The following is a 23,227-nucleotide window of genomic DNA, read 5'->3' on the forward strand; positions in this document are numbered from 1 at the left end:
GTGCGCTACCGTGGGGACGCTGACGGAATCAACTCAGGAGACGGATTACCCGGTGGGCAAGCTTTCCAATACGATGTGGCGGCTCCTCGGAGCCCAGAGCGGTCGCAACCAGTCGAAGTCGGTCGCGCTGATCAAGCGGGCCGCGGAGCACGAAGACTGGGCCGCGGGGCTCGAAGACGACGAGTTCGCCGCCGCTGCTCGCGAGCTGGAGATCGCCTCCGACCTGGTCGACCGCGCGAAGTTCCTGGCCCTGGTCCGCGAGGCCGCCGACCGATCGCTCTCGTTGCGGCCCTACGACGTGCAGTTGCAGGGCTCGTTGCGGATGCTCGAGGGCGACGTCGTCGAGATGGCGACCGGCGAGGGCAAGACGCTGTCGGGTGCGATCGCGGCCGTCGGCTACGTCCTCATCGGGCACAAGGTGCACGTCATCTCGGTCAACGACTACCTCGCCAACCGCGACGCGGAGTGGATGCGTCCGCTGTTCGACATGTTCGGCATCAGCGTCGGCGCGATCGGCGAATCGTCGACGTCGGACGAGCGGCAGGCCGCATACGAATCCGACGTCACCTACGGTTCGGTGAACGAGATCGGGTTCGACGTGCTGCGCGACCAACTGGTGACGCATGAAGACGAACTGATCTCGCCCAAACCGGATGTCGCCGTCATCGACGAGGCCGACTCGGTGCTCGTCGACGAGGCGCTGGTGCCGCTGATCCTCGCGGGTTCGGCGACGGGTGAGGTCGCCGACGGTGCGATCCACGACGTCGTGTCGCGGATGAAGACCAAGCACTACGAGATCGACACCGAGGGCCGCAACATCAGCCTGACCGACGAGGGTGCCGCCTTCGTCGAGCAGGAGCTGGGCGTCGACCTCTACAGCGAGGCCCACGTCGGGACCACCCTCGTGCACACGAACATCGCGCTGTACGCGTACTACCTGCTGGAGCGCGACGTGCACTACATCGTGCGCGACGGCAAGGTGAAGTTGATCAACGCCTCCCGCGGTCGTGTCGCCCAGCTGCAGCGCTGGCCCGACGGCGTGCAGGCGGCCGTCGAGATGAAGGAGCGGCTCGACCAGACCGATTCGGGCGAGGTGATCGACACGATCACCGTCCAGGCGCTGATCGGCCGCTACCCGAAGGTGTGCGGCATGACCGGCACCGCGCTCGCCGCCGGCGAGCAGTTCCGCCAGTTCTACGACCTCTACGTCTCGCAGATCCCGCCGAACACCGACAACATCCGGATCGACGAGCCCGACCGCGTGTACGACACCAAGGCCAACAAGGTCGAGGCGATCGTCTCCTACGTCCAGGAGATCCACGAGATCGGGCGGCCGATTCTCATCGGTACCCACGACGTCGCCGAGTCCGAGGAATTGGCGTACTTCCTGGAGAAGGCCGGTGTCTCGTGCGTGGTGCTCAACGCCAAGAACGATGCCGAGGAAGCGGCGATCATCGCCGATGCGGGCAAGCTCGACGCAGTGACCGTCTCCACTCAGATGGCCGGCCGCGGCACCGACATCCGGCTGGGCGGCTCGGAGGCGACGACGGAGGAGCACGACGAGGTCGCCGATCTCGGTGGTCTGTGTGTCATCGGCACCGGTCGGTACGACACCGAGCGCCTCGACAACCAGCTGCGCGGTCGCGCCGGCCGGCAGGGGGACCCCGGATCTTCGGTGTTCTTCTCCTCGTTGGAGGATCCGCTGGTCACGCGCAACCTCTCGTTCAAGCGCGATCCGGAGTCATCGGAGCCCGACGGATCGATGGGGTCACGAGGCAGCGAGCTCATCGAGCAGGCGCAGCGCGTCGCCGAGGGCGTCATGCTCGAACTGCACGCGAATACCTGGCGCTACAACACGCTGGTCAACCAGCAGCGCGACATCATCGTCGCCCGCCGGATGGAACTGCTGCGCACCGACGAGGGGCTGACCAGCCTCGCCGAACTCGAACCGGTCCGCTATCAGAGCCTGCTCGACGGCCGGCTCCCGGCTCCGACGAAGAAGGCCGACGCCGAGCCGGCCGACGAGAAAGCCGACGACGAGAAGAAGGCCGACACCGAGGACTCCGGCGAGAAGGCGGACAACGGCGACGCCGCCAACGGCAAGTCGAAGGCGCCGAAATCCAAAGAGACCAAGAAGAGCAAGAGCGTCGATCCCGACGACACCAGCGACTTCGGTCCGATCACCGAGAAGGTCGACAAGGCCGTACTGGAACAGGCCGCGCGCGAGATCATGCTGTACCACCTCGACCGGGCCTGGAGTGATCACCTCGCCTACGTCTCCGACGTGCGGTCCAGCATCCATCTGCGCGCGATCGGTCGCGAATCGCCGCTCGACGAGTTCCACCGCTTGATCCTCGACGAGTTCACCAAGCTCCCGGGCGAGGCGGTCGAGGAGGCCCGCAAGACCTTCCGCACCGCGACCATCACCAATGCCGGTGTCGATCTGGACAGCGCGGGACGGCATCGCTCGACGTCGACCTGGACGTACATGGTCCACGACAACCTGTTCTCCTCGGGCGGCGCCAAGATGCTGCAGGGCATCATCGGCGTCTTCCGCTAGGCGGCCGTCGTGACGGGGGAGCACAGCGAGCGCGACCGGGTCGTCACCGTCCCGAACGCGCTCAGCGTGCTGCGCCTTATCCTGATCCCGGTCTTTCTCTATGTACTCCTCGTGGAGAAGGCCGACGGATGGGCCTTCGCCATCCTGATGGTGTCCGGGTTCTCCGACTGGCTCGACGGCAAGTTGGCCCGGCTGCTCGACCAGTCGTCGTCGATCGGCGCGCTGCTCGACCCGCTGGCCGACCGGATCTACATCATCGCGATCCCGCTGGCCTTCGGCGTCCGCGAAATCATTCCGTGGTGGCTCATCGGGATCATCGTCGCCCGCGATGTTCTCCTGGCGCTGCAGGTGCCCCTGCTGCGGTCCCGCGGCGTCGTCGCGCTGCCCGTGCTCTACATCGGCAAGGCGGCGACCTTCGCGTTGATGAGCGCGTTCCCGTGGATCCTGCTCGGCCAGCTCGACACGGTCGTCGGCCGGATCGCGTTGCCCTTCGGCTGGGCACTGCTGATCTGGGGCGTCGCCCTCTACCTCTGGACCTTCGTCCTGTACTGGTACCAGACGATTCTGTTGCTGCGGAGCGACGTCGGACGAGTACAGCCGAACCCCGATGCGCCGCCCGCATCCGCACCCGATACCGTTATCGCCGACGAAGGGAAGGCAAGTGGCTGATTCGAACATCCCCGAAGAACTCCGCTACACCGCTGAGCACGAATGGGTGGTGAAGGTCGACGAGACGACCGTGCGGGTCGGGATCACCGACTACGCGCAGGACCAGCTCGGTGACGTGGTGTTCGTGCAGCTGCCGGGCGCCGGCGACGCTGTCGCCAGTGGCGATTCGTTCGCCGAGGTCGAGTCGACCAAGAGCGTGTCCGACATCTACAGCCCGCTCGAGGGCGAGGTCGTCGCGGTCAATGACGCGCTGGAGGCGTCGCCCGATCTGGTGAACTCCGACCCCTACGGGGCGGGGTGGCTGGCCGAGCTGCGGGTCGCTTCGGGAACTGCCGACGACTTGCTGGCCGGGCTACTCGACGCCGCGGCCTACCGGGCTCAGACCGCGGGGTAACGATCCCGCGCAGGCGCGGCCCGAGTAGATAACGACTTGGGGTCGGCCGGTCCCACAGGTCCCAACGAAGGCGTGGGATTACCGGAGCACCGGTATGATTGGCGGTGCTTCTCACGGTGGATTCGGGGCACCGGATCGGTGCGGAAATTATCTGCGGAGCAATGTTTTGCGGCGCGCGGCGGCAACCGCCTGCCCGCGCCGCCGATGGGGAAGACGACAGGAGAAGTGGTGAGCGACAACGACAACGGGTTTGAAGCACCGGTCGAGACGACCTCGGTGTTTCGCGAAGAGATCATCAAAGAGTTGGACGCATCAAGTTCCTCGGGTAGCGAACCCGCCGATCTCGGCGTGGAACGACTCGCACCGGGAACGGCGTTGCTGGTGGTCAAACGAGGCCCGAATGCCGGCTCGCGCTTCTTGCTCGACCAGGCCACGACGTCGGCCGGTCGGCATCCCGACAGCGACATCTTCCTCGACGACGTGACGGTCAGCCGCCGCCATGCCGAGTTCCGCCTCGGCGACGGCGAGTTCCAGGTCGTTGACGTGGGCAGCCTCAACGGCACCTACGTCAACCGCGAGCCGGTCGACGTTGCGACGCTGGGCAACGGCGACGAGGTCCAGATCGGGAAGTTCCGCCTCGTGTTCCTGGCCGGTCCGCGAGACGGTTCACCTACCTCGTGACTCCGGCGCCCGCGCCGCAGCAGCGCGGCGAGTCGACGATGTCCATCGGCTCGGTCCTGGCCAGGCTGCGTGACGACTTCCCGGATGTGACGATCTCCAAGATTCGATTCCTCGAATCGGAGGGGCTCGTCACCCCCGAGCGCGCGCCGTCGGGCTATCGGCGGTTCAGCGAGGACGACTACCAGCGGCTGCGGTTCGTCTTGACCGCGCAGCGCGACCGCTACCTTCCGCTCAAGGTGATTCGCGAGCAGTTGGAGGCGATGGATCGCGACGATCAGGCCGGCGTCGCCATGCTGTCCACCGCCCGCGGCACCGTCGCCCCGGCGACTGACTTCGGTGCCCGCAGCGGTCGAATCTCCCGCGAGGACCTGATGGAGCGCACCGGTGCCGACACCGGTTTCATCACCGAGCTGATGCGCAACGGCCTGCTGAGCGCCGGCGCCGGCGGGTTCTTCGACGAAGACGCGGTCCGGCTGGTCGAGGCCGCCGCTGCCTTGGCCAATTACGGACTGCAAACGCGTCACCTCCGGGCTTTCAAGGTCTCCGCGGACCGCGAGGCGGGCCTCGTCGGGCAGATCGCCAGCCCGATCGCCAAGGGCAAGGGCACCGGCGCTCGCGACCGGGCCGACGAACTCGTGCGGGAGATCGCGGCGCTGTCGGTCACCCTGCACACCCAACTGGTGAAGGCCGCGGTTCGCGACATCCTCGACTGAGGCGTATCCGTGTAGATTTGCCGTATGGGCCAGATGGAGGTTGTCGGAATCCGGGTCGAGTCACCCGCGGCGCAACCCGTGCTGCTCCTGCGGGAGGTCGGCGGCGAGCGCTACCTGGCAATCTGGATCGGTCAGAATGAAGCGGCCTCAATCGCTTTGCACCAGAAGGGGATTGAGCCGCCTCGCCCACTGACCCACGATCTGATCGTCGATCTGGTCGAGACGTTCGGGCAAAAGCTCGAGCAGGTTCGCATCGTCGACATGCGCGAGGGCACCTTCTACGCCGAAATGGTCTTCGCCGATTCCGTCGTCGTCTCCGCCCGCCCGTCCGACGCGGTCGCGGTGGCGATGAGGTCGGGCGCGGAGATACATGCCGACGAAGAGGTGCTGGCCGAAGCCGGCTTGATGATCCCCGACGAGGACGAAGTCGAGGGATCCGGTCTTAAAGAAGACGAGGTGGAGCGGTTCAAGGAGTTCTTGGACCAGGTCTCGCCCGACGATTTCAACATGGGCGAAGGAAACGCGGGTGGCGACTAGCCGCCGGTGACGGAAAGGTCACGGTTCGGTCTCTACCTCAACTTTAGGTTTGGACTTCAGCGAGTCGCGTTGCCCCCGGATGCCCGGTTGCCTACCGTTATCGCCATGGCCGGGCACTATCACCGATGACCGGCGTAGTCTGAAGACCAGCAATGGCGAGGAGAACAGCAGTGGGCGACGACAAGACCCCGAACGGTTCGGATCGGGCGGGCGCGCAGGGTTCGTTGGCCGACGTCGCACCCGGCCTGTTCCCCGGCGACGAGGTTCCCGACGAACTCGTCGGCTACCGCGTGCCCAGTGCGTGCCAGATCGCCGGCATCACCTATCGCCAGCTCGACTACTGGGCCAGGACCGGGCTCGTCGTGCCGTCGATCCGGGGTGCCGCCGGATCGGGCAGCCAGCGCCTGTACTCGTTCAAGGACATCCTCGTCCTGAAGATCGTCAAGCGGCTCCTCGACACCGGGATCTCGCTGCAGAACATCCGCGTCGCCGTCGACCACCTCCGCCAGCGCGGCGTCGAAGACCTGGCCCGTGTGACCCTGTTCTCCGACGGCACCACCGTGTACGAATGCACGTCTGCCGAAGAGGTCATCGATCTGCTGCAGGGCGGCCAGGGCGTGTTCGGCATCGCCGTGTCGGGTGCGATGCGCGAGCTGACCGGCACCATCGCCGATTTCCCGGGTGAGCGCGCCGACGGCGCCGAGTCCGAGGCGGCCCCGGAGGACGAACTCGCGGCCCGGCGCCGCGCGCGCAAGACCGGCTAACCACCGGGTAGACTCACCGGTGCGTCGCTACCCGGTGGGAGAGCGTCACCGGATCGGTGACCGCCGAAGGAGCAATACCTCTCCGTCAATCTCTCAGGCACCCGGACCGCTGGGCTGACGGCGTCTCTGGAAAGTGATGGTTCGCCATCCGCCCACGGGGAAAGACCGGCGGTCGTACCGCGGCCGGTTCAAACTCTCAGGCACCATGACAGAGGGAGAGGACACCGGCACGCGCAGAGAGTCGCACATGATGTCCTCCTCTTCCCATACCCAGCCGCTTTTCGCCGATCGCCACATCGGCCCCGACGCCGACGAACTGGCGCGCATCCTCGGCGTCATCGGCGTCGCATCGCTGGACGAGCTGGCCCACCACGCGGTACCGGCCAGCATCGCCGACCCCGTCGACGGTGGTGTCCCCACCGGGCTGGCCGTACTGCCGGAGCCGCTGAGCGAGGAAGAGGCCACCGGGCGTCTGCGGGAACTCGCCGACCGCAACACCGTCCGCCGGTCCATGATCGGGCTCGGGTACTACGGCACCCACACCCCGGGAGTGATCCGCCGCAACATCTTGGAGAATCCGGCCTGGTACACCGCTTACACGCCCTACCAGCCGGAGATCAGCCAGGGGCGGCTGGAGGCGCTGCTCAACTTCCAGACGATGGTCGCCGACCTGACCGGCATGGCGGTGGCCAACGCGTCGATGCTCGACGAAGCCACGGCCGCCGCCGAGGCGATGACCCTCATGCTGCGCGCCACGAAGAACAAGTCGCGCAGGCTCATCGTCGACGCAGACCTGTTCCCGCAGACCAGGGCGGTCATCGAGACCCGGGCCGAGCCGCTCGGCATCGAGGTCGTCACCGCCGAACTCGACCCGGCCATCGAGGGCGCGGGGCTGCCGCCCGGCGACTTCTACGGGGTCATCACGCAGGTGCCGGGTGCGTCGGGACGCCTCGTCGACGCCGGTCCGATCATCGCCGCCGCCCACGAGCGCGACGCGATGGTCGCCGTCGGAGTGGATCTGCTGGCCGCCACCCTCGTCACTCCTCCCGGTGAGCAGGGCGCCGACGCGTGTTTCGGCACGACGCAGCGCTTCGGCGTTCCGATGGGTTTCGGCGGACCGCACGCCGGCTATCTCACCGTCAACACGGCGTTGACCCGGCAGCTGCCCGGCCGTCTGGTCGGCGTGTCCAAGGACGCCGACGACAACATCGGCTACCGCCTGTCGCTGCAGACTCGTGAACAGCACATCCGCCGCGAGAGGGCGACCAGCAACATCTGTACCGCCCAGGTGCTCCTGGCGATCATCGCGGCGATGTACGCCAGCTACCACGGACCCGACGGACTGCGTGCGATCGCCCGTCGCACGCATGCGCGCGCGACCCGGATCGCGGCCGCTCTCGGCGACGCCGTCGTCCACCAGAACTTCTTCGATACTGTGCTGACCCAGGTTCCAGGCAAGGCGGCAGCGGTCGTGGCGGCGGCACGCGAGCGGGATATCGACCTGCGCCTCGTCGACGACGATCGCGTGACCATCGCTTGCGATGAGACCACGACCGACGCCGACGTCGCTGCCGTCGTCGACGCGTTCGCCGCGGCGGGCACCGGGATCGAGGGTCGCGACGAGTGGACCGGCCCCGGCATCGAGACACGTAGCGGCGACTTCCTCACCCACCCGGCGTTCCACCGTCATCGCACCGAGACGGCGATGCTGCGCTACCTGCGAGCGCTGTCGGACAAGGACATCGCGCTCGACCGCAGCATGATCCCGCTCGGTTCCTGCACCATGAAGCTGAACGCGACCACCGAGATGGAGCCGATCACCTGGCCGGAGTTCGCGAACCTGCACCCGTTCGCGGCGGCCGAGGACACCGAGGGCATCCGGGCGCTGATCGGTGAGCTGTCCGAGTGGCTCGCCGCGATCACCGGGTACGACAAGGTCAGCCTTCAGCCGAACGCGGGGTCGCAGGGCGAGTACGCGGGCCTGCTCGCGATTCGCCGCTACCACCTCGATCGCGGCGACGCTCAGCGCGACATCTGCCTGATCCCGGCCAGTGCTCACGGCACCAACGCGGCGTCGGCGGTCATGGCCGGCATGCGCGTCGTCGTGGTCGCCTGCCGTGAGAACGGCGATGTCGACACGGAGGATCTCGCCGCGAAGATCGCCGAGCACGGCGCGAACCTCGCCGCGACGATGATCACCTACCCCTCGACGCACGGCGTTTTCGAAGATGCGATCGGCGAGATCTGCGCGGCCGTGCACGATGCCGGCGGCCAGGTCTACATCGACGGTGCGAACCTCAACGCCCTCGTCGGCGTCGCCCGCCCGGGGCATTTCGGCGGCGACGTCAGCCACCTGAACCTGCACAAGACCTTCTGCATCCCGCACGGCGGCGGTGGTCCGGGCGTCGGGCCGATCGGGGTGCGCGAGCATCTCGCCCCGTATCTGCCCGGTCATCCGCTCGCGCCCGAACTGTCCGATGAGCTGACCGTCTCGGCGGCACCGTACGGCTCGGCGTCGATCCTGCCGATCACCTACGCCTACATCCTGATGATGGGTGCGGCGGGTCTGCGTCGTGCGACACTGAGCGCGATCGCGTCGGCCAACTACATCGCGCGTCGCCTCGGCGATCACTACCCGGTGCTCTACACCGGCGACGGAGGATGGGTCGCCCACGAGTGCATCCTGGATCTGCGCGAGCTGACCAAGCAGACCGGTGTGACCGTCGACGATGTGGCGAAGCGCTTGGCCGACTACGGTTTCCACGCGCCGACGATGAGCTTTCCCGTCGCCGGGACGCTGATGGTCGAACCGACCGAGAGCGAGAACCTGGAGGAGCTCGACGCCTTCTGCGACGCGATGATCGCGATCCGCGCGGAGATCGATCGCGTCGGCGCCGGTGAATGGCCGGTCGAGGACAACCCGTTGCGCGGAGCCCCGCACACGACCGAATGCCTCGTCGGGGAGTGGGACCACCCGTATACGCGCGAGGAAGCGGTATATCCCAACGGCTTGCCGTCGGCGGGCAATCGGACGAAGGTCTGGCCGGCCGTCCGCCGCATAGACGGAGCCTTCGGCGACCGCAACCTCGTCTGCAGCTGCCCGCCGATCGAGTCGTTCGCCGAGTAGCGCGGGGGTCTCGATACTCCCGTCTCGGCTAGCGCCTCGTCGGGCACCGGTGGGTTGAGTGACCGCGACGGAGGAGCGGTCGTATCGAAACCTCGACCACCCAGGTGGGCTCGTCTTCCATGGCCGGTCTCGATACGCATGTCTTGGCTGGCGGCTTGTCGGCCACGCGACCACCCATGGTCGCGATGGTCTCGATACACCCGCCTCGGCTGGCGCCTCGTCGGGCACTCGACCACCGAAATGGACCGGCGTCGCCAGGCTCCGCCGGCACTCGACCACCGAAATGGACCGGCGTCGCAGGCCCCGCTGGCGTCGGTGCCCCGGGGGTGGGGGCTTCTTTGGGTGGTCGAGTGAATTCGAGCCGCTAGGCGAGAATTCGTATCGAGACCCGGCGACCCGTCATGCCAACCACCCTGTGGACAACTACCGGTTCAGTCGCTCGTCGCCCAAACCTGTGGATAGCGCGTTGCCTATTCCCATCCCGTGCCGCAGCCTGTGCGCATGGGGGCATTCATGTACATATTGCGCTGCGCGGACGACAGCTACTACGTCGGGAGCACGGTCGACATCGAACGTCGCGTGATCGAACACAACGAGGGGAAGGGCGCGGCGTACACCCGTCGTCGGCGACCGGTGGAACTCGTCTTCGTCGACGAATGCGAGACGATCGCGGACGCCTTCGCGTTGGAGAAGCGGGTTCAAGGCTGGTCGAGGGCCAAGCGCGAAGCACTCATCGAAGGGCGATTCGACCTGCTGCCGGGGTTGTCGCGGAAGTCGTTCGGCAAGGGGTGAGACGGTACCGGTTGCCGACTTCGTCGTGCGATGGTCTCGATACGCCCGTCTGGGCTGGCGCCTCGACGGGCACTCGACCACCCAAATGGACCGGCGTCGCAGGCTCCGCCGGCACTCGACCACCCAACTAGGCGTGGTCTCGATACGCCCGTCTCGGCTAGCGCCTCGCCGGGCACTCGACCACCCAAATGGACCGGCGTCGCAGGCTTCGCCGGCACTCGACCACCCAAATAGCGACACCAGGCGTTTCGTGACCGAAGTCATGGGTGGTCGAGTGGCCGCGACGCAGGAGCGGCTGTATCGAGACCCCGCTACCGGTAGACCTGCTTGGTGATGGCCGCGCTGGCGGCGGGCTCGGGGAGTGGCATCGCGTCTTCGACCGGTCCGAAGGTCACCGTTGTGTTCCCGGGCGGGAGCTGCGCATCGCCGGAACGGTAGCCGAGTTCGGTCAGCAGCTTGACCTGCTCGGGTTGTTGGGCGAATTCGATGAACTGCGCCGCACCGTAGGACTGCGCGGTGGACACCGCATTGCCGGACAGCCGGAGAACCGGATAGTCGGCGACCGGCGTGGGGCCGGCGGGGGAGAAGGCGCGGATCTTCTCACCGGCGGCACCGGTGCGACCGAGCAGGAAGAGTTGCTGTTCGGTGATCGGTACCGCGTGGATCGCGCGGCGCTGATCGTCGGTGTTCATCGCCGCGATGGTGGCGGCAGCGGTTCCCTCGGGAGCCGGCGGCGCTTCGCGCAGCACGGTCCGAATACCGTCGACGACCGGGCCGGAGTTGGCCTGGGCTTCGGTGAGCGGTCCCGACGCCTTGCTCACCTGTGCGGCGATCGCCTGCGCGGCCAGCACCGTCGCATCCGAGGACGCGCCGAGCGGCATCGCCATGCGCAGCGGTCCCCAGTCCGGCAGCCCGAACTGGGCCATCGCGTTGGGCAGTCTCGCCAGACCGGGCAGTCGGCCCCAATCGAGGTCTCCGGCTTTGTCGGCGAACAGTGTCGGCAACGCCAACACGATCGGCGATTTCACCAGCGATTCCGGGGAGTCCTCGACGATGTCGGGGTTGGCTGCGGTGAGCTGGGCGCCCCAGACCGACGATTGAGGGATCCAGGCGGCCGGGAAGGCGCCCATCGACGCGGCCTCCCAGTTTCCGGTCAGTCCGTCGAGGGTGACCTTGGAGTCTCCGGGGCGCACCTGCACGGTGATGCAATGATCGCGCACGACCGGCTTGGTGTCGTTGAACCGCTTGGCGATATCGCCGAGCGCCTCGGCGATATCGGGGCTGGCGATGATCGCGACGGTCGCCGGACCTTCCACGCAGGTGCCGGCGGCCTGGTCGGCTTGTCGGCCGACCCGGTCGCGGGCCTGGAGCCAACTGACGACCAGACCCGCGACCAGCAGCGCGGTGAGGACGGCCAGCAACAGTGACCGACCCCCGCCGCGCGGCGTGTAGTTACTGCTGTGACGCGCCATCGGCGGCTTTGAACTCTCGCCTACGACGATGCAGGATCGGCTCGGTGTAGCCGCTCGGCTGCGTCGCGCCCTCCAGGATCAGCTCCTTTGCCGCTTGGAATGCGATGTTGCTGTCGAAGTTCGGTGCCATCGGACGGTAGTCCGGGTCATCCGCGTTCTGTCGGTCGACGACGGGGGCCATCCGCTCGAGCGCCGCGACGACGTCGTCGGTGCTGACGATCCCGTGGCGGATCCAGTTCGCGAGCAGCTGGCTGGAGATGCGCAGCGTGGCGCGGTCCTCCATCAGAGCCACGTCGTGGATATCGGGCACCTTCGAGCAGCCGACGCCGTGATCGATCCAGCGGACGACGTAGCCCAGGATCGACTGGCAGTTGTTGTCGAGTTCCTCCCGCTTCTCCTCCTCCGACCAGTCGGTCTTCGGTGCGAGCGGGATCGTGAGGATGTCGTCGACCGAGGCGGGTGCGCGCTTGGCGATCTCGTCCTGCACCTTGAAGACGTCGACCTCGTGGTAGTGCATCGCGTGCAGGGTAGCGGCGGTCGGCGACGGCACCCATGCGGTGGTGGCGCCGGCCTTCGGCTGACCGATCTTCTGCTCGACCATGTCGGCCATCAGATCGGTCATCGCCCACATTCCCTTGCCGATCTGCGCCTTGTGCTGCAGTCCGGCGGCCAATCCGACGTCGACGTTGGAGTCCTCGTAGGCCTTGATCCAGGTCTGCGACTTCATCTCGCCCTTGCGGATCATCGGACCGGCCTCCATGGAGGTGTGGATCTCGTCGCCGGTGCGGTCGAGGAAGCCGGTGTTGATGAACACGACGCGGTCTTCGGCCGCCTTGATGGCTGCCTGGAGGTTGACCGTGGTGCGGCGTTCCTCATCCATGATGCCGACCTTGAGCGTGTTGCGCGGAACACCGATCACGTCTTCGACGCTGGCGAAAAGGTCGCTGGTGAAGGCGACCTCGTCGGGACCGTGCATCTTCGGCTTCACGATGTAGATCGAGCCGGTCCGCGAGTTCTGCAAACCCTCGGCCGAGAGGCCGTGCTTGCCGATCAACGACGTGACCAGTGCGTCGAGGATGCCCTCCGGCACCTCGTTGCCGTCGGCGTCGAGGATCGCCGGATTGGTCATCAGGTGGCCGACGTTGCGGACGAACAGCAGCGAACGGCCGTGCAGTTCCAGGTCGGAGCCGTCCGGCGCGGTGTAGGTGCGGTTCGGGTTGAGCACGCGGGTGAAGGTCTTGCCGCCCTTGGCGACCTCCTCCGCGAGATCACCGCGGTTGAGACCGAGCCAGTTACGGTAGCCGACCACCTTGTCGTCGGCGTCGACGGCCGCGACCGAGTCTTCGAAGTCCATGATCGTGGTGATCGCCGACTCCAGCTCGACGTCGGCGATGCCCGCCTTGTCGGTGGAGCCGACGGGCGAGTTCGGGTCGAAGAGGATATCGACGTGCAGGCCGTGGTGGCGCAGCAGGATCGACGACGGTGCGAGCGCGTCGCCGCGGTAGCCGACGAAGGCATCCGGATCGGCGAACGTGGTGACCTCGGTGTCGTCGCTCAGGACGACGTTCACCTTGTCGCCGTCGATGACGTACTTGGTCGCGTCCGCGTGGCTGCCCTGCTCCAGCGGCACGGCGGTGTCGAGGAATTTCTTGGCGTAGGCGATGACCTTGTCGCCGCGGACCTTGTTGTACGACTTGCCCTTCTCGGCGCCGTCGGTCTCCGGGATCACGTCGGTGCCGTAGAGCGCGTCGTACAGCGAGCCCCAGCGCGCGTTGGCCGCGTTGAGGGCGAATCGGGCGTTGAGGATCGGGACGACCAGCTGCGGGCCGGCCGTCTCGGAGATCTCGGTGTCGACGCCGGCTGTGCCGATCTCGAAGTCCTCCGGCGGGGTCACCAGGTAGCCGATGTCGGTGAGGAACTTCTTGTACGCGTCGAAGTCGACCTTGCCGTCGGTCGCGGGGTTGTCGCGGTGCCACTGGTCGACCTTAGTCTGCAGGTCGTCGCGCACTGCCAGGAGTTCACGGTTGCGGGGGGCGAATTCGGCGATCGTCGCCGCGGCGCCGGCCCAGAACGCGTCTTGGTCTACACCGGTACCGGGCAACGCCTCATTGTTGATGAAGTCGTACAGAACCGGGGAGACCTGGAGTCCGTGGACGGTGACGCGGTCAGACATGTCAGCCTTTCGTATGGGAGATATGAAGCCTATATGCGCAGGTAGTCCGCGCACGGGGCCGAGTACATGCTACTCCCTCGCGCCAGTTCGAATCTGGGTGGCTCGATTAGTCTGCGACGTCGGCCGGAGATGGTCTCGATACACCTCGCTCCTGCGTCGCGAGGCACTCGACCACCGTGGTCGGTTGGTCTCGATACGCCGGCGTCGCAGGCTCCGCCGGCACTCGACCACCGTGGGGGTACGTCTGCGGGTGGGGTACTCGATCACCGTGGTCGGTTGGTCTCGATACGCCGGCGTCGCAGGCTCCGCCGGCACTCGACCACCGTGGGGGTACGTCTGCGGGTGGGGTACTCGATCACCGTGGTCGGTTGGTCTCGATACGCCGGCGTCGCAGGCTCCGCCGGCACTCGACCACCGTGGGGCCATCGACGGTGGTCGAGTGAATTCGAGCGGAGCGAGAATTTGTATCGAGACCTCGCGAGCGGTCATGCCAGATCGACCAACGACTCGATCGCCGACAGGAGCCGTACGCGCAGGGCGGTACCGGCGTCGGCGATCGCCTGCTGCTCGCGAACATATTCGGCACGACCGCCGGCGGTCTCGATGCGGATCGGGGCGTAGCCGAGGTCGGCGAGGTCGTACGGGCTGGCGCGCATGTCGATCTCGCGGGCGCGGTAGGCGAGGGTGAACGCATCGACGACGAGGGCCGAGTCGAGCAGCGGGCTCAGCTTGGCGGCGACGCGGTAGAGGTCCATGGTGGCGTGCAGGCAGCCGGGCTGCTCATACGCGAGCTGGTCGTCGCGGATCAGCTGTGTGACGTTACGCCCGCGTGCGTCGTCGGTGAAGAAGCGGAACGCATCGAAGTGCGTGCAGAGGAGCTGATTCGCCTCGACCACCTCGTCGGTTCCGGCCCGGCCGAGGCGCAGCGGCGCCGAATGCCGGGGTGCGTCGCTGCGGTACACCATTGCCCACTCGTGCAGCCCGAAACAGCCGAACCGCGCCGGCCGTGAGGCGGTGGCGGCAAGCAGCGCACGGGTCGTGCGCAGCGTGCGCTCGCGCCGGTGCAGGTACTCCGCGGTCACTGTCGCGCCGCCGGGCACCGGGCCGTACCCGCGCGCTTGCGCGTATGGATGTGGCCCGTCGGGCGGATCGCCCAGGACGACGCCGTACCCGGGATGCCAGCGTCGCAGTTGCGCGGGCCGATACGGGTAGTAGGTGAACAAGAAGTCGACGACGGGGTGGCGGTGGCCGCGCCGGCGATCGTCGAGATAGCCGCCGACCAACGAGTCGATCCGGGCGCGGTGCCGTTGCGCCTCGACGGTCCACTCGGTGGCCGGGACGAGAGCCGCGACGCCCGACACCGGCTGAGCGGGGCGAGGGGAGTGCGGCCCAACCATGCTCAGACTCGGTGCGTACCGTCTCGGACGGTGCCGAGGAGATCCTCGACCAGGTCGGCGAGCGCGACCAGGCCGATCGTCTCGCCGCGTTCCCCGACGACGGCGGCCAGGTGCGAACTCGTGCGACGCAGGTCGGTCATCGCGTCGTCGAGCATGGCGGTGGAGCTGATGACCGGCAACGGCCGGATCTCCTCCGCGCCGATGATCGTGTCGGGGCCGCGGTCGTCGTCGGCGATGGCACCGAGCACGTCTTTGAGATGCAGGTAGTCGGTGAGCGCACCGTCGGTGCGGCGGATCGGGAAGCGCGAGTAGCCGGTTTCGGCGACCGCCTCTTCGACCGCGCGCAGCGTCGGTCCGCTCTGGCCGGGGGCGGCGTCGACGCACCGGACCTGTGCAAGCGGGATCATCACGTCGGCGACCGTGCGCCCGACGCTGGCGAGTGCACGGGTCAGGCGCTGGTGTTCCTCGTCGTCGAGCAATCCCTCGTCGCGCGAATCGCTGATCATCACGGCGAGTTCGGCCTGCGACACCGTCGAGTCGAGTTCGTCGCGCGGAGTGACGCGCATGGCCCGCAACGCGATGTTGGCGAGGAAGTTGTAGAACGCCAGGATAGGGCGCGTCAGCCGGACGAACGCCAGGTGGACCGGCACGAGCAGCATCGCCGAGCGCTCCGGACCGGCGAGGGCGATGTTCTTCGGCACCATCTCACCCAGGAGGATGTGGAGAACGACCACCAGCGTCAGCGACACGGTGAAGCTGATCGGGTGCAGCAGGCTGCTCGGCACCGACGCCCATTCGAGCGGGCGTTCCAGCAGGTGGGCGATGGCCGGCTCGCCGACGCGGCCGAGCAGGATCGAACAGATCGTGATGCCGAGCTGGGCGCCGGCGAGCATGATCGACAAGCGCTCGGAGGCGCGGATGACCGTGCGGGCCCGCGAGTGGCCGTCTTCGGCCAGCGCCTCGAGGCGGTCGCGCCGCGCCGAGATCAGGGAGAACTCGGCGGCGACGAAGAAGGCGTTCGCCGCCAGCAGGAGAATCGTCAGTCCGACGCCCACCCAGTCGCTCATCGGTGCGTCTCCCTCGATCGGCGTAACCCTTGGTCGTCGGACGCCAGCGGCTGCAGCGACACGGTGTCGATGCGCCGCCCGTCCATGGCGGTGATGCGCGCCAGCCAGCGCCGCTCGACCGCCGGGCGGTCGGTGCCGTTGCCGGATTCGTCCTCGTCGTCACCGCGCCCGCGGGACTCGATCTCGACCTCGTCGCCGGTCGTCGGCACCCGGCCGAGAAGGAACATCACCAGGCCGCCGAGCGTGTCGTAGGCACCGTCGGGCGCGCGCAGACCGGTCGCCGTCTCGACCTCGTCGAGCCGCAGCAACCCCGAGCACTGGAAGCCGTCGCCCTCGGGCAGGACGTCCTCGTTCTCGTCGTCGTGCTCGTCGGTGACCGATCCGACGATCTCCTCGATCACGTCCTCGGTGGTGACGATCCCGGCGGTGCCGCCGTACTCGTCGATGACGACACACACCTCGAGCCCGCCGACGGCGAGCTGTTCGACGACGGCGTCGCCGTCGAGGCTGGCCGGGACCGTGGCCACCGGCCACACGATGGTGTCGAGCCGCGTCGTGCGCAGTTCGTCGTGCGGCACGGAGAAGGCCTGCTTGATGTGCACGACGCCGATCAAGTTGTCCAGGTCGCCCTCGTGGCACACCGGGAAGCGGCTGTGGCCGGTGTCGGCGGCGACCCGCACCAGGTCGTCGACGGTGTCGGCGGGTCCGAGGGTGGTGACCCGCACGCGCGGCGTCATCAGATCCTCCGCGGTCAGTTCGCCGAAGCGCAGCGAACGGTCGACGAGGACGGCGGTGTCGGCGTCGATCGCCCCGTGCCGCGCCGAGTTGCGGACCAGCGAGGCGAGTTCCTGTGGGGACCGGGCCGAGGCCAGTTCCTCGGCGGGTTCGATGCCCAGGCGGCGCACCATCCAGTTGGCGGCACCGTTGAGACCGTTGATCGCCCACCGGAAGACCGCGGAGAAGGCCACCATGGGCGCCGCGGTGAGGCGCGCCGTCGACAGCGGCCGGGAGATGGCCAGGTTCTTCGGGATCAGCTCGCCGAGGACCATCGACAGCGAGGTCGCGAGGATGAGGGCCAGTGCCGCCGACAGCCAGGGGTGCCAGCCGTCGGGGATGCGCAGCGCCTCCAAGGCCGGCTTGATGAACTGTGCCAGGACCGGCTCGGCGAGATAACCCGTGATCAGCGTGGTGATCGTGATGCCGAGCTGGGCGCCCGAGAGTTGGAACGACAGCGTGCGGTGGGCGCGGTCGACCTGGCGGGACCGGCGGTCGCCCCGGGTCGTGACGTCGTCGGTGATGGTCGAGCGCTCCAGTGCGGTGAGCGAGAACTCGGAGGCGACGAAGATGGCGGTGCCGATCGTCAGCGCGATGAAGCCGACCACCGCGGCGGTGGTCGCGGCTATGTCAATCCAGTCCACGGCCGCTCACCACCCGCCCGGGAGCGGGCGCCCTTCGGCGAAGCCCGCTGCCGACTGAATGCCGAGCACGACCTTCTCGTGCAGTTCCGGCAGTGAGCGCGCGCCGGTGTAGGTCGCGGTGGAGCGCACGCCGGAACAGATCTGGTCGATGAGGTCTTCGACGCTCGGGCGCACCGGATCGACGCGGATCCGCGAACTGGAGATGCCCTCCTCGAAGAGCGACTTGCGCGCCTGGTCGTAGGCGTTGTCGTCGCCGGAGCGGGCGGCCACCGCCCGTTTGGAAGCCATGCCGAAACTCTCCTTGTAGGGACCGTGCTCGTCGACGAGGAGTTCGCCCGGAGCCTCGTAGGTGCCCGCGAACCACGACCCGATCATCACGTTCGACGCTCCCGCGGCGACCGCCAGCGCGACATCGCGGGGATGGCGGACGCCGCCGTCGGCCCACACGTGCGCACCGAGTTCGCGGGCCGCGGCGGCACATTCGACGACGGCCGAGAACTGCGGGCGGCCGACGCCGGTGACCATCCGCGTCGTGCACATGGCGCCAGGGCCGACTCCGACCTTCACGATGTTCGCCCCGGCCTCGACCAGGTCGCGGGTGGCACCGGACGACACGACGTTCCCGGCGACCAGCGGAACCTTCAGGCCCGCCGCCGCGACGGCTCGCAGTGCGGCGATCATCTTCTCCTGATGTCCGTGCGCGGTATCGATGACCAGCACGTCGGCACCCGCAGCGGCGAGCTCCTCGGCACGGGCCACGACGTCGCCGTTGATACCGACGGCCGCGGCGACGCGCAGCCGGCCGGCGTCGTCGACGGCGGGGGAGTAGATGCCGGCGCGCAGTGCGCCGATCTTGGTCAGGACCCCGACGAGTCGGCCCGAGTCGTCGACGAGAACCGCCAATTCGGAGTGCCGCTCGGTGAGGGCGTCGAACACCGCGCGCGGCGGGGTCGCGGCGTCGAGGGCGAGGAAGTCGGTGTCGAGCACCGCGCGCACGCGGCTGAATCGGTCGACGCCGGCGAACGTGTCGTCGGTGACCAGGCCGAGCGGCTTCTCCGCATCGTCGACGACGACCGCCGCGCCGTGTGCCCGTTTGGTGAGCAGCGCCTGCGCCTCGGCGACCGAATGCTCCGGCGAGAGGATCACCGGGGTCTCCGCGACGAGATGGCGGGATTTCACATAGGCGATCTGGTCGGTCGCCGCCGGAATGGGCAGGTCTTGCGGCAGTACGACGATGCCGCCGCGACGCGCCACCGTCTCGGCCATGCGCCGCCCGGCGACGGCGGTCATGTTCGCCACGACGATCGGGATGGTCGTGCCGGTGCCGTCGACCGTCGCCATGTCCACGTCGAACCGTGAGGCGACGTCGGAGCGGTTGGGGATGATGAAGACGTCGTCGTAGGTCAGGTCGTAGTCGGGGCGGTGCCCGGCGTGGAATCGCATCGGCGGCTCGGTGTGGGTGCTTTCGTCGTTAGGTGGTGACTTCGGAGCGGTCGCCGCTCCACAGCGTGTGGAAGCTGCCCTCGGCGTCGACACGACGGTAGGTGTGTGCACCGAAGTAGTCGCGCAGGCCCTGGGTGAGGGCGGCGGGCAGCCGTTGCGCGCGCAATGCGTCGTAGTAGGCGAGCGACGACGCGAAGGCCGGTACCGGGATGCCCATCGTGGCCGCGGTCGCGACGACGCGGCGCCACGAGTCGATGCCCGACTCGACGGCGTCGCGGAAGTACGGCGCTAGCAGTAGAGAGGGCAGCTCGGGGTTTTCCGCGTACGCCTCCCGGATCCGGTTGAGGAACTGGGCCCGGATGATGCACCCGCCTCGCCAGATGGTGGCCAGCGCGCCGGGGTCGACGTTCCAGCCGTACTCGCGGCTGCCGGCGGCGATCTGGTCGAAGCCCTGGGCGTAGGCGACGACCTTCGAGGCGTACAGGGCGGCCTTGATGTCGTCGATGAACGCACGGGCGTCGGCGGGTGCGGCGGCGAGCTGTCCGGAGGCGAGTCCCGCGGCGGCGTCACGCTGGGCGCTCGAACTGGAGAGGGCGCGGGCGAAGACGGCCTCGGCGATCCCGGTGACCGGGATCCCCAGGTCGAGCGCCGATTTGACCGTCCAGCGTCCGGTGCCCTTCTGCCCGGCCTCGTCGACGATCACGTCGACCAGCGGCTTGCCGGTCTTCGCGTCGACCTGGCTGAGCACCTCGGCGGTGATCTCGATGAGGTAGCTGGACAACTCGGTGTCGTTCCACGCGGCGAATACGGCACCGATGCCGTTGGCGGGCATGTCCAGCGCGCGGCGCATCAGGTCGTAGGCCTCGCCGATGAGCTGCATATCGGCGTACTCGATGCCGTTGTGCACCATCTTGACGAAATGGCCGCTGCCGTCGGGGCCGATGTGGGTGCAGCAGGGTTCGCCGTCGACCTGCGCGGCGACCTTCTCCAGCATCGGGCCGACAGCCTTGTACGAGTCGGCCGGGCCGCCGGGCATGATCGACGGCCCGAGCAGCGCGCCCTCCTCGCCGCCGGAGATCCCGGCGCCGATGAACAGGAGGCCGCGCTCGGCCAGGCTGGCCTCCCGGCGGATCGTGTCGGTGTAGAGGGCGTTGCCGCCGTCGATGATGATGTCGCCCGGTTCGAAGACCGCCGCGAGTTCCTCGATGACGGCGTCGGTGGCGTCGCCCGCCTGAACCATGATGAGCGCCCGCCGCGGCCGCTCCAGCGCGGCGGCGAATTCCGCGATCGTCTCGGTCCGCACGAAGTCCCCGTCATCGCCGTGCTCGGCCAGCAGTGCGTCGGTCTTGGCGATCGAGCGGTTGTGCACGGCGACGGTGTAGCCGTTGCGGGCGAAGTTGCGGGCGATGTTGGAGCCCATCACGGCGAGGCCGGTGACCCCGATTTGGGCGGAGGAGGAAGGCGCAGTCATGGATGTCAGCTTAACCACCGAGCAGTCGGGACAATTCGACGAGCCAAGGTATGGCGACGGCGAGCGTCGGGACGACGAGGAGTGCGGCCGCGGCGCTGTAGGCCGCGATCGCTACGCGCGTGGAGTTGGGCGCGGCCAGGCGAGTGATGCGCGTGACCGTCGTCGACCCGCCCGCGGCCAGCGCCCCTGCCGGTGCGGCCGAGTCCGACACGGCGACAAGCGCGCGCGCCAGCGTGGTGGGGCTGGTGGTGCGCACGGCCTGGTCGTCGGCGAGGGCTTCGGCGAGCAGTTCGACCGAGCCGAGGGCCGATTCGCTGCGGACGAAGCGCGGGAAAGCCGCCTGCAGCGCGATGAATGCTTCGAGCACCAGGTCGTGACGGGCCCGCAGGTGGGCGCGCTCGTGTGCCAGCACGGCGCGCAGCTCGTCGTCGGTGAGACGTTCGACGGCGCCGTCGGTGACGACGACGCGGCGCTGGCGCCCGGGCAGGCAGTAGGCGAGCGGTTTGTCGACGGCGAGTCGGCGGACGTAGCGCGCGCGCAGCGGATGTCCGTCGCCGACGACCGGGTCATCGATCGTGGCGATCAGATCGACGAGCTGGCGGTGTGCCGCCCGACGGGCACGGGTCCGCACGCCGACGCGGATGGTCGTGACCGCGAGTCGGGCGCCGACGAGCAGGGTGGCTGCCAAGGCGCTGACCGACAGCAGCCAGAGCGGCCAGCCGAGGCGTTCGATCTCGGCGGGCACGCTGGTGGTCGGTGTGCCGTCGGGACCGGGGCGCAGCAGGTTCGCGGCGATCGCGAGCCCCGCACTGAAGGCGGAGAGGATGGCGGCGACGGCGATGGCCTGCCACAGGGTCATCGCGGCGCGGGGAGCGCGCATCGGCCACTGTGCGCGGGACAGCCACTCCGGCACGGGGCCGACGAGGAGCAGGCACAGGATGCCGAACGCGACCGCGGTCACGTCGGTTCGTTCGGTTTCGCGTTGCGGCCGTGCGACTGCGTCGCCGCCAGATCGTCGAGTGCGGCGCGCAGCGCGGCGGCCTCGTCGGCGCCGACCTGGCCGACGAATGACACGAGCGCTGCCTCGCGGGATCCGGGGGCGTCGGCGGAGTCCAGAACGTCGACCATCAGGCTGGCGACGAGGTCCTCACGGTGGTGTGCGGCCTGGTACTTGTGCGCGCGGTCGTCGCGGATCTGCGTGACGAGGCCCTTCTTGGCCAGACGCTGGAGGACCGTCATCACGGTCGTGTAGGCGAGATTGCGCGAGCGGTTGAGCGATTCGTGAACCTGGCGCACCGTTTGCGGGGCGCTCGAATCCCAGAGCGTGTCCATGACCGCCCGTTCCAAGTCTCCCAACGCATTCACTTTTTTCATACTACCGATTCGAGCGCGGCCGGATGGGGTGGGTGTGGACAGTGCGTTCATGGTGGTGGTCACTGCTGCTCCTGGGGTTATCGAACGTCTTCGCGCTGAGGATTTGACAACTAGGTAAGGCTAGCCTACATTACCAATTACGCGGATCGCGCGAGTGTCCTGAGGGCTGCAGAGACCCCCGATCCACGGCACGGCAGGCCCCACGTTGTAGGAGAGCGTGGGGCCTGCCGCTGTATTCAGTGAGGTTTCAGTACGGGATCCAGACGGTCTTTCGACGGGCGCTAACCTGGGGTGATGACCGATAACAACCCAGCTTTGGACACCAGCGAGGCAAGCGGGCTCGACGCTGCGCTCGGCATGAAGATCGTCGAGGCCACGGCCGACGGCGTGGTCGCCGAGATGCCGATCACGCCGAATCATCACCAGCCGTTCGGGATCGTCCACGGCGGTGTCTACTGCGCGATCGCCGAGAGCGTCGCCAGCATCTCCGGGTTCCTCTGGCTGCAGCACACCGAGATCGGTGGTACCGCCGTGGGTGTGAACAACAACACAGATTTTCTGAAATCCGTATCGGAGGGCACCATCGTCGCCCGGTCCACGCCGGTGCACCGCGGTAAGCGCCAGCAGCTGTGGCAGGTCGAGATGTCGCTGCCGGACGGCACGCTCCTGGCGCAAGGTCGCGTACGCCTGCAGAACGTGTAGTTCGCCCTGGAGTGCGGTGGTTTGTGACCGCTATATGGTCACGAACCACCACACTTCTGCGATTGGACGCAACGAGCACAAGGGGAGAGCGCCCCGTCCAGCCCAGCTTCTGCAGCATGGTTGCCACCTTGTCCGCCGTGCTGCACGGCCGGAGGTACACCTGCCCCCAACCCAGCCGCAGCGTGCGGCGGTCAGCGAAGACGGCAGCGTCGAGATCCCGCTCCAGATCCCGGTCCCGTGCTCGTGCATTGTCGTGGCCGTATCTGCCGTCGAGTTCGACGACGAGCCCCCACCGGTCGTATTCGACGTCGCGGAAGCCGTCGCGGCCGACGGTCGTCGGTGCCTGTCGACGTGGTCGCGGCAGACCGTGAGCCCGTTCGACGCGAGTCAGGTACGCGTGCTCCAGCACTGAACACGTGCCGTCGGCGATATCGGCGAGTACGGCTTTGAGCAACGGTCGGCGTCTGCACCAC

Annotated in this window: 19 protein-coding genes, 1 pseudogene and 1 riboswitch; of the genes and pseudogenes, 10 read left to right on the forward strand and 10 right to left on the reverse strand. The window is 68.0% G+C overall.

Going from position 1 to position 23,227, the window contains the following annotated elements; all coding sequences use genetic code 11:
- Nucleotides 1–52 precede the first annotated feature (52 nt).
- The 9 genes from secA2 (at nucleotide 53) to GOARA_RS06400 (ending at nucleotide 10,237) form a co-directional block, all read left to right on the forward strand.
- Entirely contained in the window at nucleotides 53–2,560 is a 2,508-nt protein-coding gene (gene secA2, locus GOARA_RS06360) for an accessory Sec system translocase SecA2 (protein WP_040521936.1), read from the forward strand.
- A gap of 9 nt (nucleotides 2,561–2,569) precedes the next feature.
- Nucleotides 2,570–3,229: a CDP-alcohol phosphatidyltransferase family protein gene (locus GOARA_RS06365; protein ID WP_007321509.1), complete on the forward strand. Its 660-nt coding sequence runs from the start codon at nucleotides 2,570–2,572 to the stop codon at nucleotides 3,227–3,229.
- Entirely contained in the window at nucleotides 3,222–3,623 is a 402-nt protein-coding gene (gene gcvH, locus GOARA_RS06370) for a glycine cleavage system protein GcvH (protein WP_007321510.1), read from the forward strand. The genes GOARA_RS06365 and gcvH overlap by 8 nt, the downstream gene beginning before the upstream one ends.
- Nucleotides 3,624–3,848: 225 nt before the next feature.
- On the forward strand, nucleotides 3,849–4,304 hold the full coding sequence (garA, locus tag GOARA_RS06375) for a glycogen accumulation regulator GarA (RefSeq protein ID WP_007321511.1): 456 nt from the start codon (nucleotides 3,849–3,851) through the stop codon (nucleotides 4,302–4,304).
- A gap of 38 nt (nucleotides 4,305–4,342) precedes the next feature.
- Nucleotides 4,343–5,017 (forward strand): transcriptional regulator FtsR, encoded by a 675-nt coding sequence (ftsR, locus tag GOARA_RS06380; protein WP_040522012.1) that lies wholly within the window; start codon nucleotides 4,343–4,345, stop codon nucleotides 5,015–5,017.
- A gap of 24 nt (nucleotides 5,018–5,041) precedes the next feature.
- The gene (locus GOARA_RS06385) at nucleotides 5,042–5,554 is read left to right on the forward strand and encodes a bifunctional nuclease family protein (RefSeq protein WP_007321513.1); all 513 of its coding nucleotides are present in this window, start codon (nucleotides 5,042–5,044) and stop codon (nucleotides 5,552–5,554) included.
- Nucleotides 5,555–5,706: 152 nt separating this feature from the next.
- Complete coding sequence (locus GOARA_RS06390) at nucleotides 5,707–6,318, forward strand: MerR family transcriptional regulator (protein WP_138947569.1); 612 nt, start codon at nucleotides 5,707–5,709, stop codon at nucleotides 6,316–6,318.
- Nucleotides 6,319–6,343: 25 nt separating this feature from the next.
- A riboswitch (glycine riboswitch) is annotated at nucleotides 6,344–6,437 on the forward strand.
- Between the two features lie 128 nt (nucleotides 6,438–6,565).
- Nucleotides 6,566–9,445: an aminomethyl-transferring glycine dehydrogenase gene (gene gcvP / locus GOARA_RS06395; protein WP_040521942.1), complete on the forward strand. Its 2,880-nt coding sequence runs from the start codon at nucleotides 6,566–6,568 to the stop codon at nucleotides 9,443–9,445.
- Nucleotides 9,446–9,946: 501 nt separating this feature from the next.
- Nucleotides 9,947–10,237, forward strand: a complete 291-nt coding sequence (locus tag GOARA_RS06400; RefSeq protein WP_040521945.1) for a GIY-YIG nuclease family protein — start codon at nucleotides 9,947–9,949, stop codon at nucleotides 10,235–10,237.
- Nucleotides 10,238–10,548: 311 nt separating this feature from the next.
- Here GOARA_RS06400 and GOARA_RS06405 read toward each other — a convergent pair whose 3' ends face one another.
- The 9 genes from GOARA_RS06405 to GOARA_RS06445 all read right to left on the reverse strand — a co-directional run bounded on the left by GOARA_RS06405 (nucleotide 10,549) and on the right by GOARA_RS06445 (nucleotide 22,052).
- Nucleotides 10,549–11,709, reverse strand: coding sequence for a type 2 periplasmic-binding domain-containing protein (locus tag GOARA_RS06405; protein ID WP_007321517.1), 1,161 nt, complete (start codon nucleotides 11,707–11,709; stop codon nucleotides 10,549–10,551).
- Nucleotides 11,690–13,882, reverse strand: a complete 2,193-nt coding sequence (locus GOARA_RS06410; protein WP_007321518.1) for a malate synthase G — start codon at nucleotides 13,880–13,882, stop codon at nucleotides 11,690–11,692. The genes GOARA_RS06405 and GOARA_RS06410 overlap by 20 nt, the downstream gene beginning before the upstream one ends.
- A gap of 485 nt (nucleotides 13,883–14,367) precedes the next feature.
- Nucleotides 14,368–15,279 carry a hypothetical protein gene (locus GOARA_RS06415; protein ID WP_007321519.1) on the reverse strand — a complete coding sequence of 304 codons (912 nt, stop codon included), beginning with the start codon at nucleotides 15,277–15,279 and terminating at the stop codon, nucleotides 14,368–14,370.
- A 2-nt stretch (nucleotides 15,280–15,281) separates the two neighbouring features.
- Entirely contained in the window at nucleotides 15,282–16,346 is a 1,065-nt protein-coding gene (locus tag GOARA_RS06420) for a hemolysin family protein (protein ID WP_007321520.1), read from the reverse strand.
- Nucleotides 16,343–17,755 carry a hemolysin family protein gene (locus GOARA_RS06425; protein WP_040522014.1) on the reverse strand — a complete coding sequence of 471 codons (1,413 nt, stop codon included), beginning with the start codon at nucleotides 17,753–17,755 and terminating at the stop codon, nucleotides 16,343–16,345. The genes GOARA_RS06420 and GOARA_RS06425 overlap by 4 nt, the downstream gene beginning before the upstream one ends.
- A 15-nt stretch (nucleotides 17,756–17,770) precedes the next feature.
- The gene (gene guaB1 / locus GOARA_RS06430) at nucleotides 17,771–19,207 is read right to left on the reverse strand and encodes a GMP reductase (protein WP_007321522.1); all 1,437 of its coding nucleotides are present in this window, start codon (nucleotides 19,205–19,207) and stop codon (nucleotides 17,771–17,773) included.
- Between the two features lie 28 nt (nucleotides 19,208–19,235).
- On the reverse strand, nucleotides 19,236–20,678 hold the full coding sequence (gene gnd, locus GOARA_RS06435; RefSeq protein WP_007321523.1) for an NADP-dependent phosphogluconate dehydrogenase: 1,443 nt from the start codon (nucleotides 20,676–20,678) through the stop codon (nucleotides 19,236–19,238).
- A gap of 10 nt (nucleotides 20,679–20,688) precedes the next feature.
- Nucleotides 20,689–21,639 (reverse strand): M56 family metallopeptidase, encoded by a 951-nt coding sequence (locus tag GOARA_RS06440; protein WP_007321524.1) that lies wholly within the window; start codon nucleotides 21,637–21,639, stop codon nucleotides 20,689–20,691.
- Nucleotides 21,636–22,052: a BlaI/MecI/CopY family transcriptional regulator gene (locus GOARA_RS06445; RefSeq protein WP_040521950.1), complete on the reverse strand. Its 417-nt coding sequence runs from the start codon at nucleotides 22,050–22,052 to the stop codon at nucleotides 21,636–21,638. The genes GOARA_RS06440 and GOARA_RS06445 overlap by 4 nt, the downstream gene beginning before the upstream one ends.
- Before the next feature lie 294 nt (nucleotides 22,053–22,346).
- Here GOARA_RS06445 and GOARA_RS06450 point away from each other — a divergent pair, with 294 nt between their 5' ends.
- The gene (locus GOARA_RS06450) at nucleotides 22,347–22,754 is read left to right on the forward strand and encodes a PaaI family thioesterase (RefSeq protein ID WP_007321526.1); all 408 of its coding nucleotides are present in this window, start codon (nucleotides 22,347–22,349) and stop codon (nucleotides 22,752–22,754) included.
- Nucleotides 22,755–22,792: 38 nt separating this feature from the next.
- On the opposite strand, the pseudogene GOARA_RS20540 reads toward GOARA_RS06450, so the two are convergent.
- A pseudogene (locus GOARA_RS20540) lies at nucleotides 22,793–23,227 on the reverse strand (putative endonuclease domain-containing protein); the annotation flags it as partial.

Origin of the sequence: Gordonia araii NBRC 100433 (genome assembly GCF_000241265.1) — a bacterium.
GTDB lineage: Bacteria > Actinomycetota > Actinomycetes > Mycobacteriales > Mycobacteriaceae > Gordonia > Gordonia araii.

Coding starts and splice junctions, on each gene's coding strand:
- ftsR (WP_040522012.1), top strand. CDS start 4,343: ATGTCCATCGGCTCGGTCCTGGCCAGGCTGCGTGACGACTTCCCGGAT.
- GOARA_RS06385 (WP_007321513.1), top strand. CDS start 5,042: ATGGGCCAGATGGAGGTTGTCGGAATCCGGGTCGAGTCACCCGCGGCG.
- GOARA_RS06390 (WP_138947569.1), top strand. CDS start 5,707: ATGGCGAGGAGAACAGCAGTGGGCGACGACAAGACCCCGAACGGTTCG.
- gcvP (WP_040521942.1), top strand. CDS start 6,566: ATGATGTCCTCCTCTTCCCATACCCAGCCGCTTTTCGCCGATCGCCAC.
- GOARA_RS06400 (WP_040521945.1), top strand. CDS start 9,947: ATGGGGGCATTCATGTACATATTGCGCTGCGCGGACGACAGCTACTAC.
- GOARA_RS06405 (WP_007321517.1), bottom strand. CDS start 11,709: ATGGCGCGTCACAGCAGTAACTACACGCCGCGCGGCGGGGGTCGGTCA.
- GOARA_RS06410 (WP_007321518.1), bottom strand. CDS start 13,882: ATGTCTGACCGCGTCACCGTCCACGGACTCCAGGTCTCCCCGGTTCTG.
- GOARA_RS06415 (WP_007321519.1), bottom strand. CDS start 15,279: ATGGTTGGGCCGCACTCCCCTCGCCCCGCTCAGCCGGTGTCGGGCGTC.
- GOARA_RS06420 (WP_007321520.1), bottom strand. CDS start 16,346: ATGAGCGACTGGGTGGGCGTCGGACTGACGATTCTCCTGCTGGCGGCG.
- guaB1 (WP_007321522.1), bottom strand. CDS start 19,207: ATGCGATTCCACGCCGGGCACCGCCCCGACTACGACCTGACCTACGAC.
- gnd (WP_007321523.1), bottom strand. CDS start 20,678: ATGACTGCGCCTTCCTCCTCCGCCCAAATCGGGGTCACCGGCCTCGCC.
- GOARA_RS06445 (WP_040521950.1), bottom strand. CDS start 22,052: ATGAAAAAAGTGAATGCGTTGGGAGACTTGGAACGGGCGGTCATGGAC.
- GOARA_RS06450 (WP_007321526.1), top strand. CDS start 22,347: ATGACCGATAACAACCCAGCTTTGGACACCAGCGAGGCAAGCGGGCTC.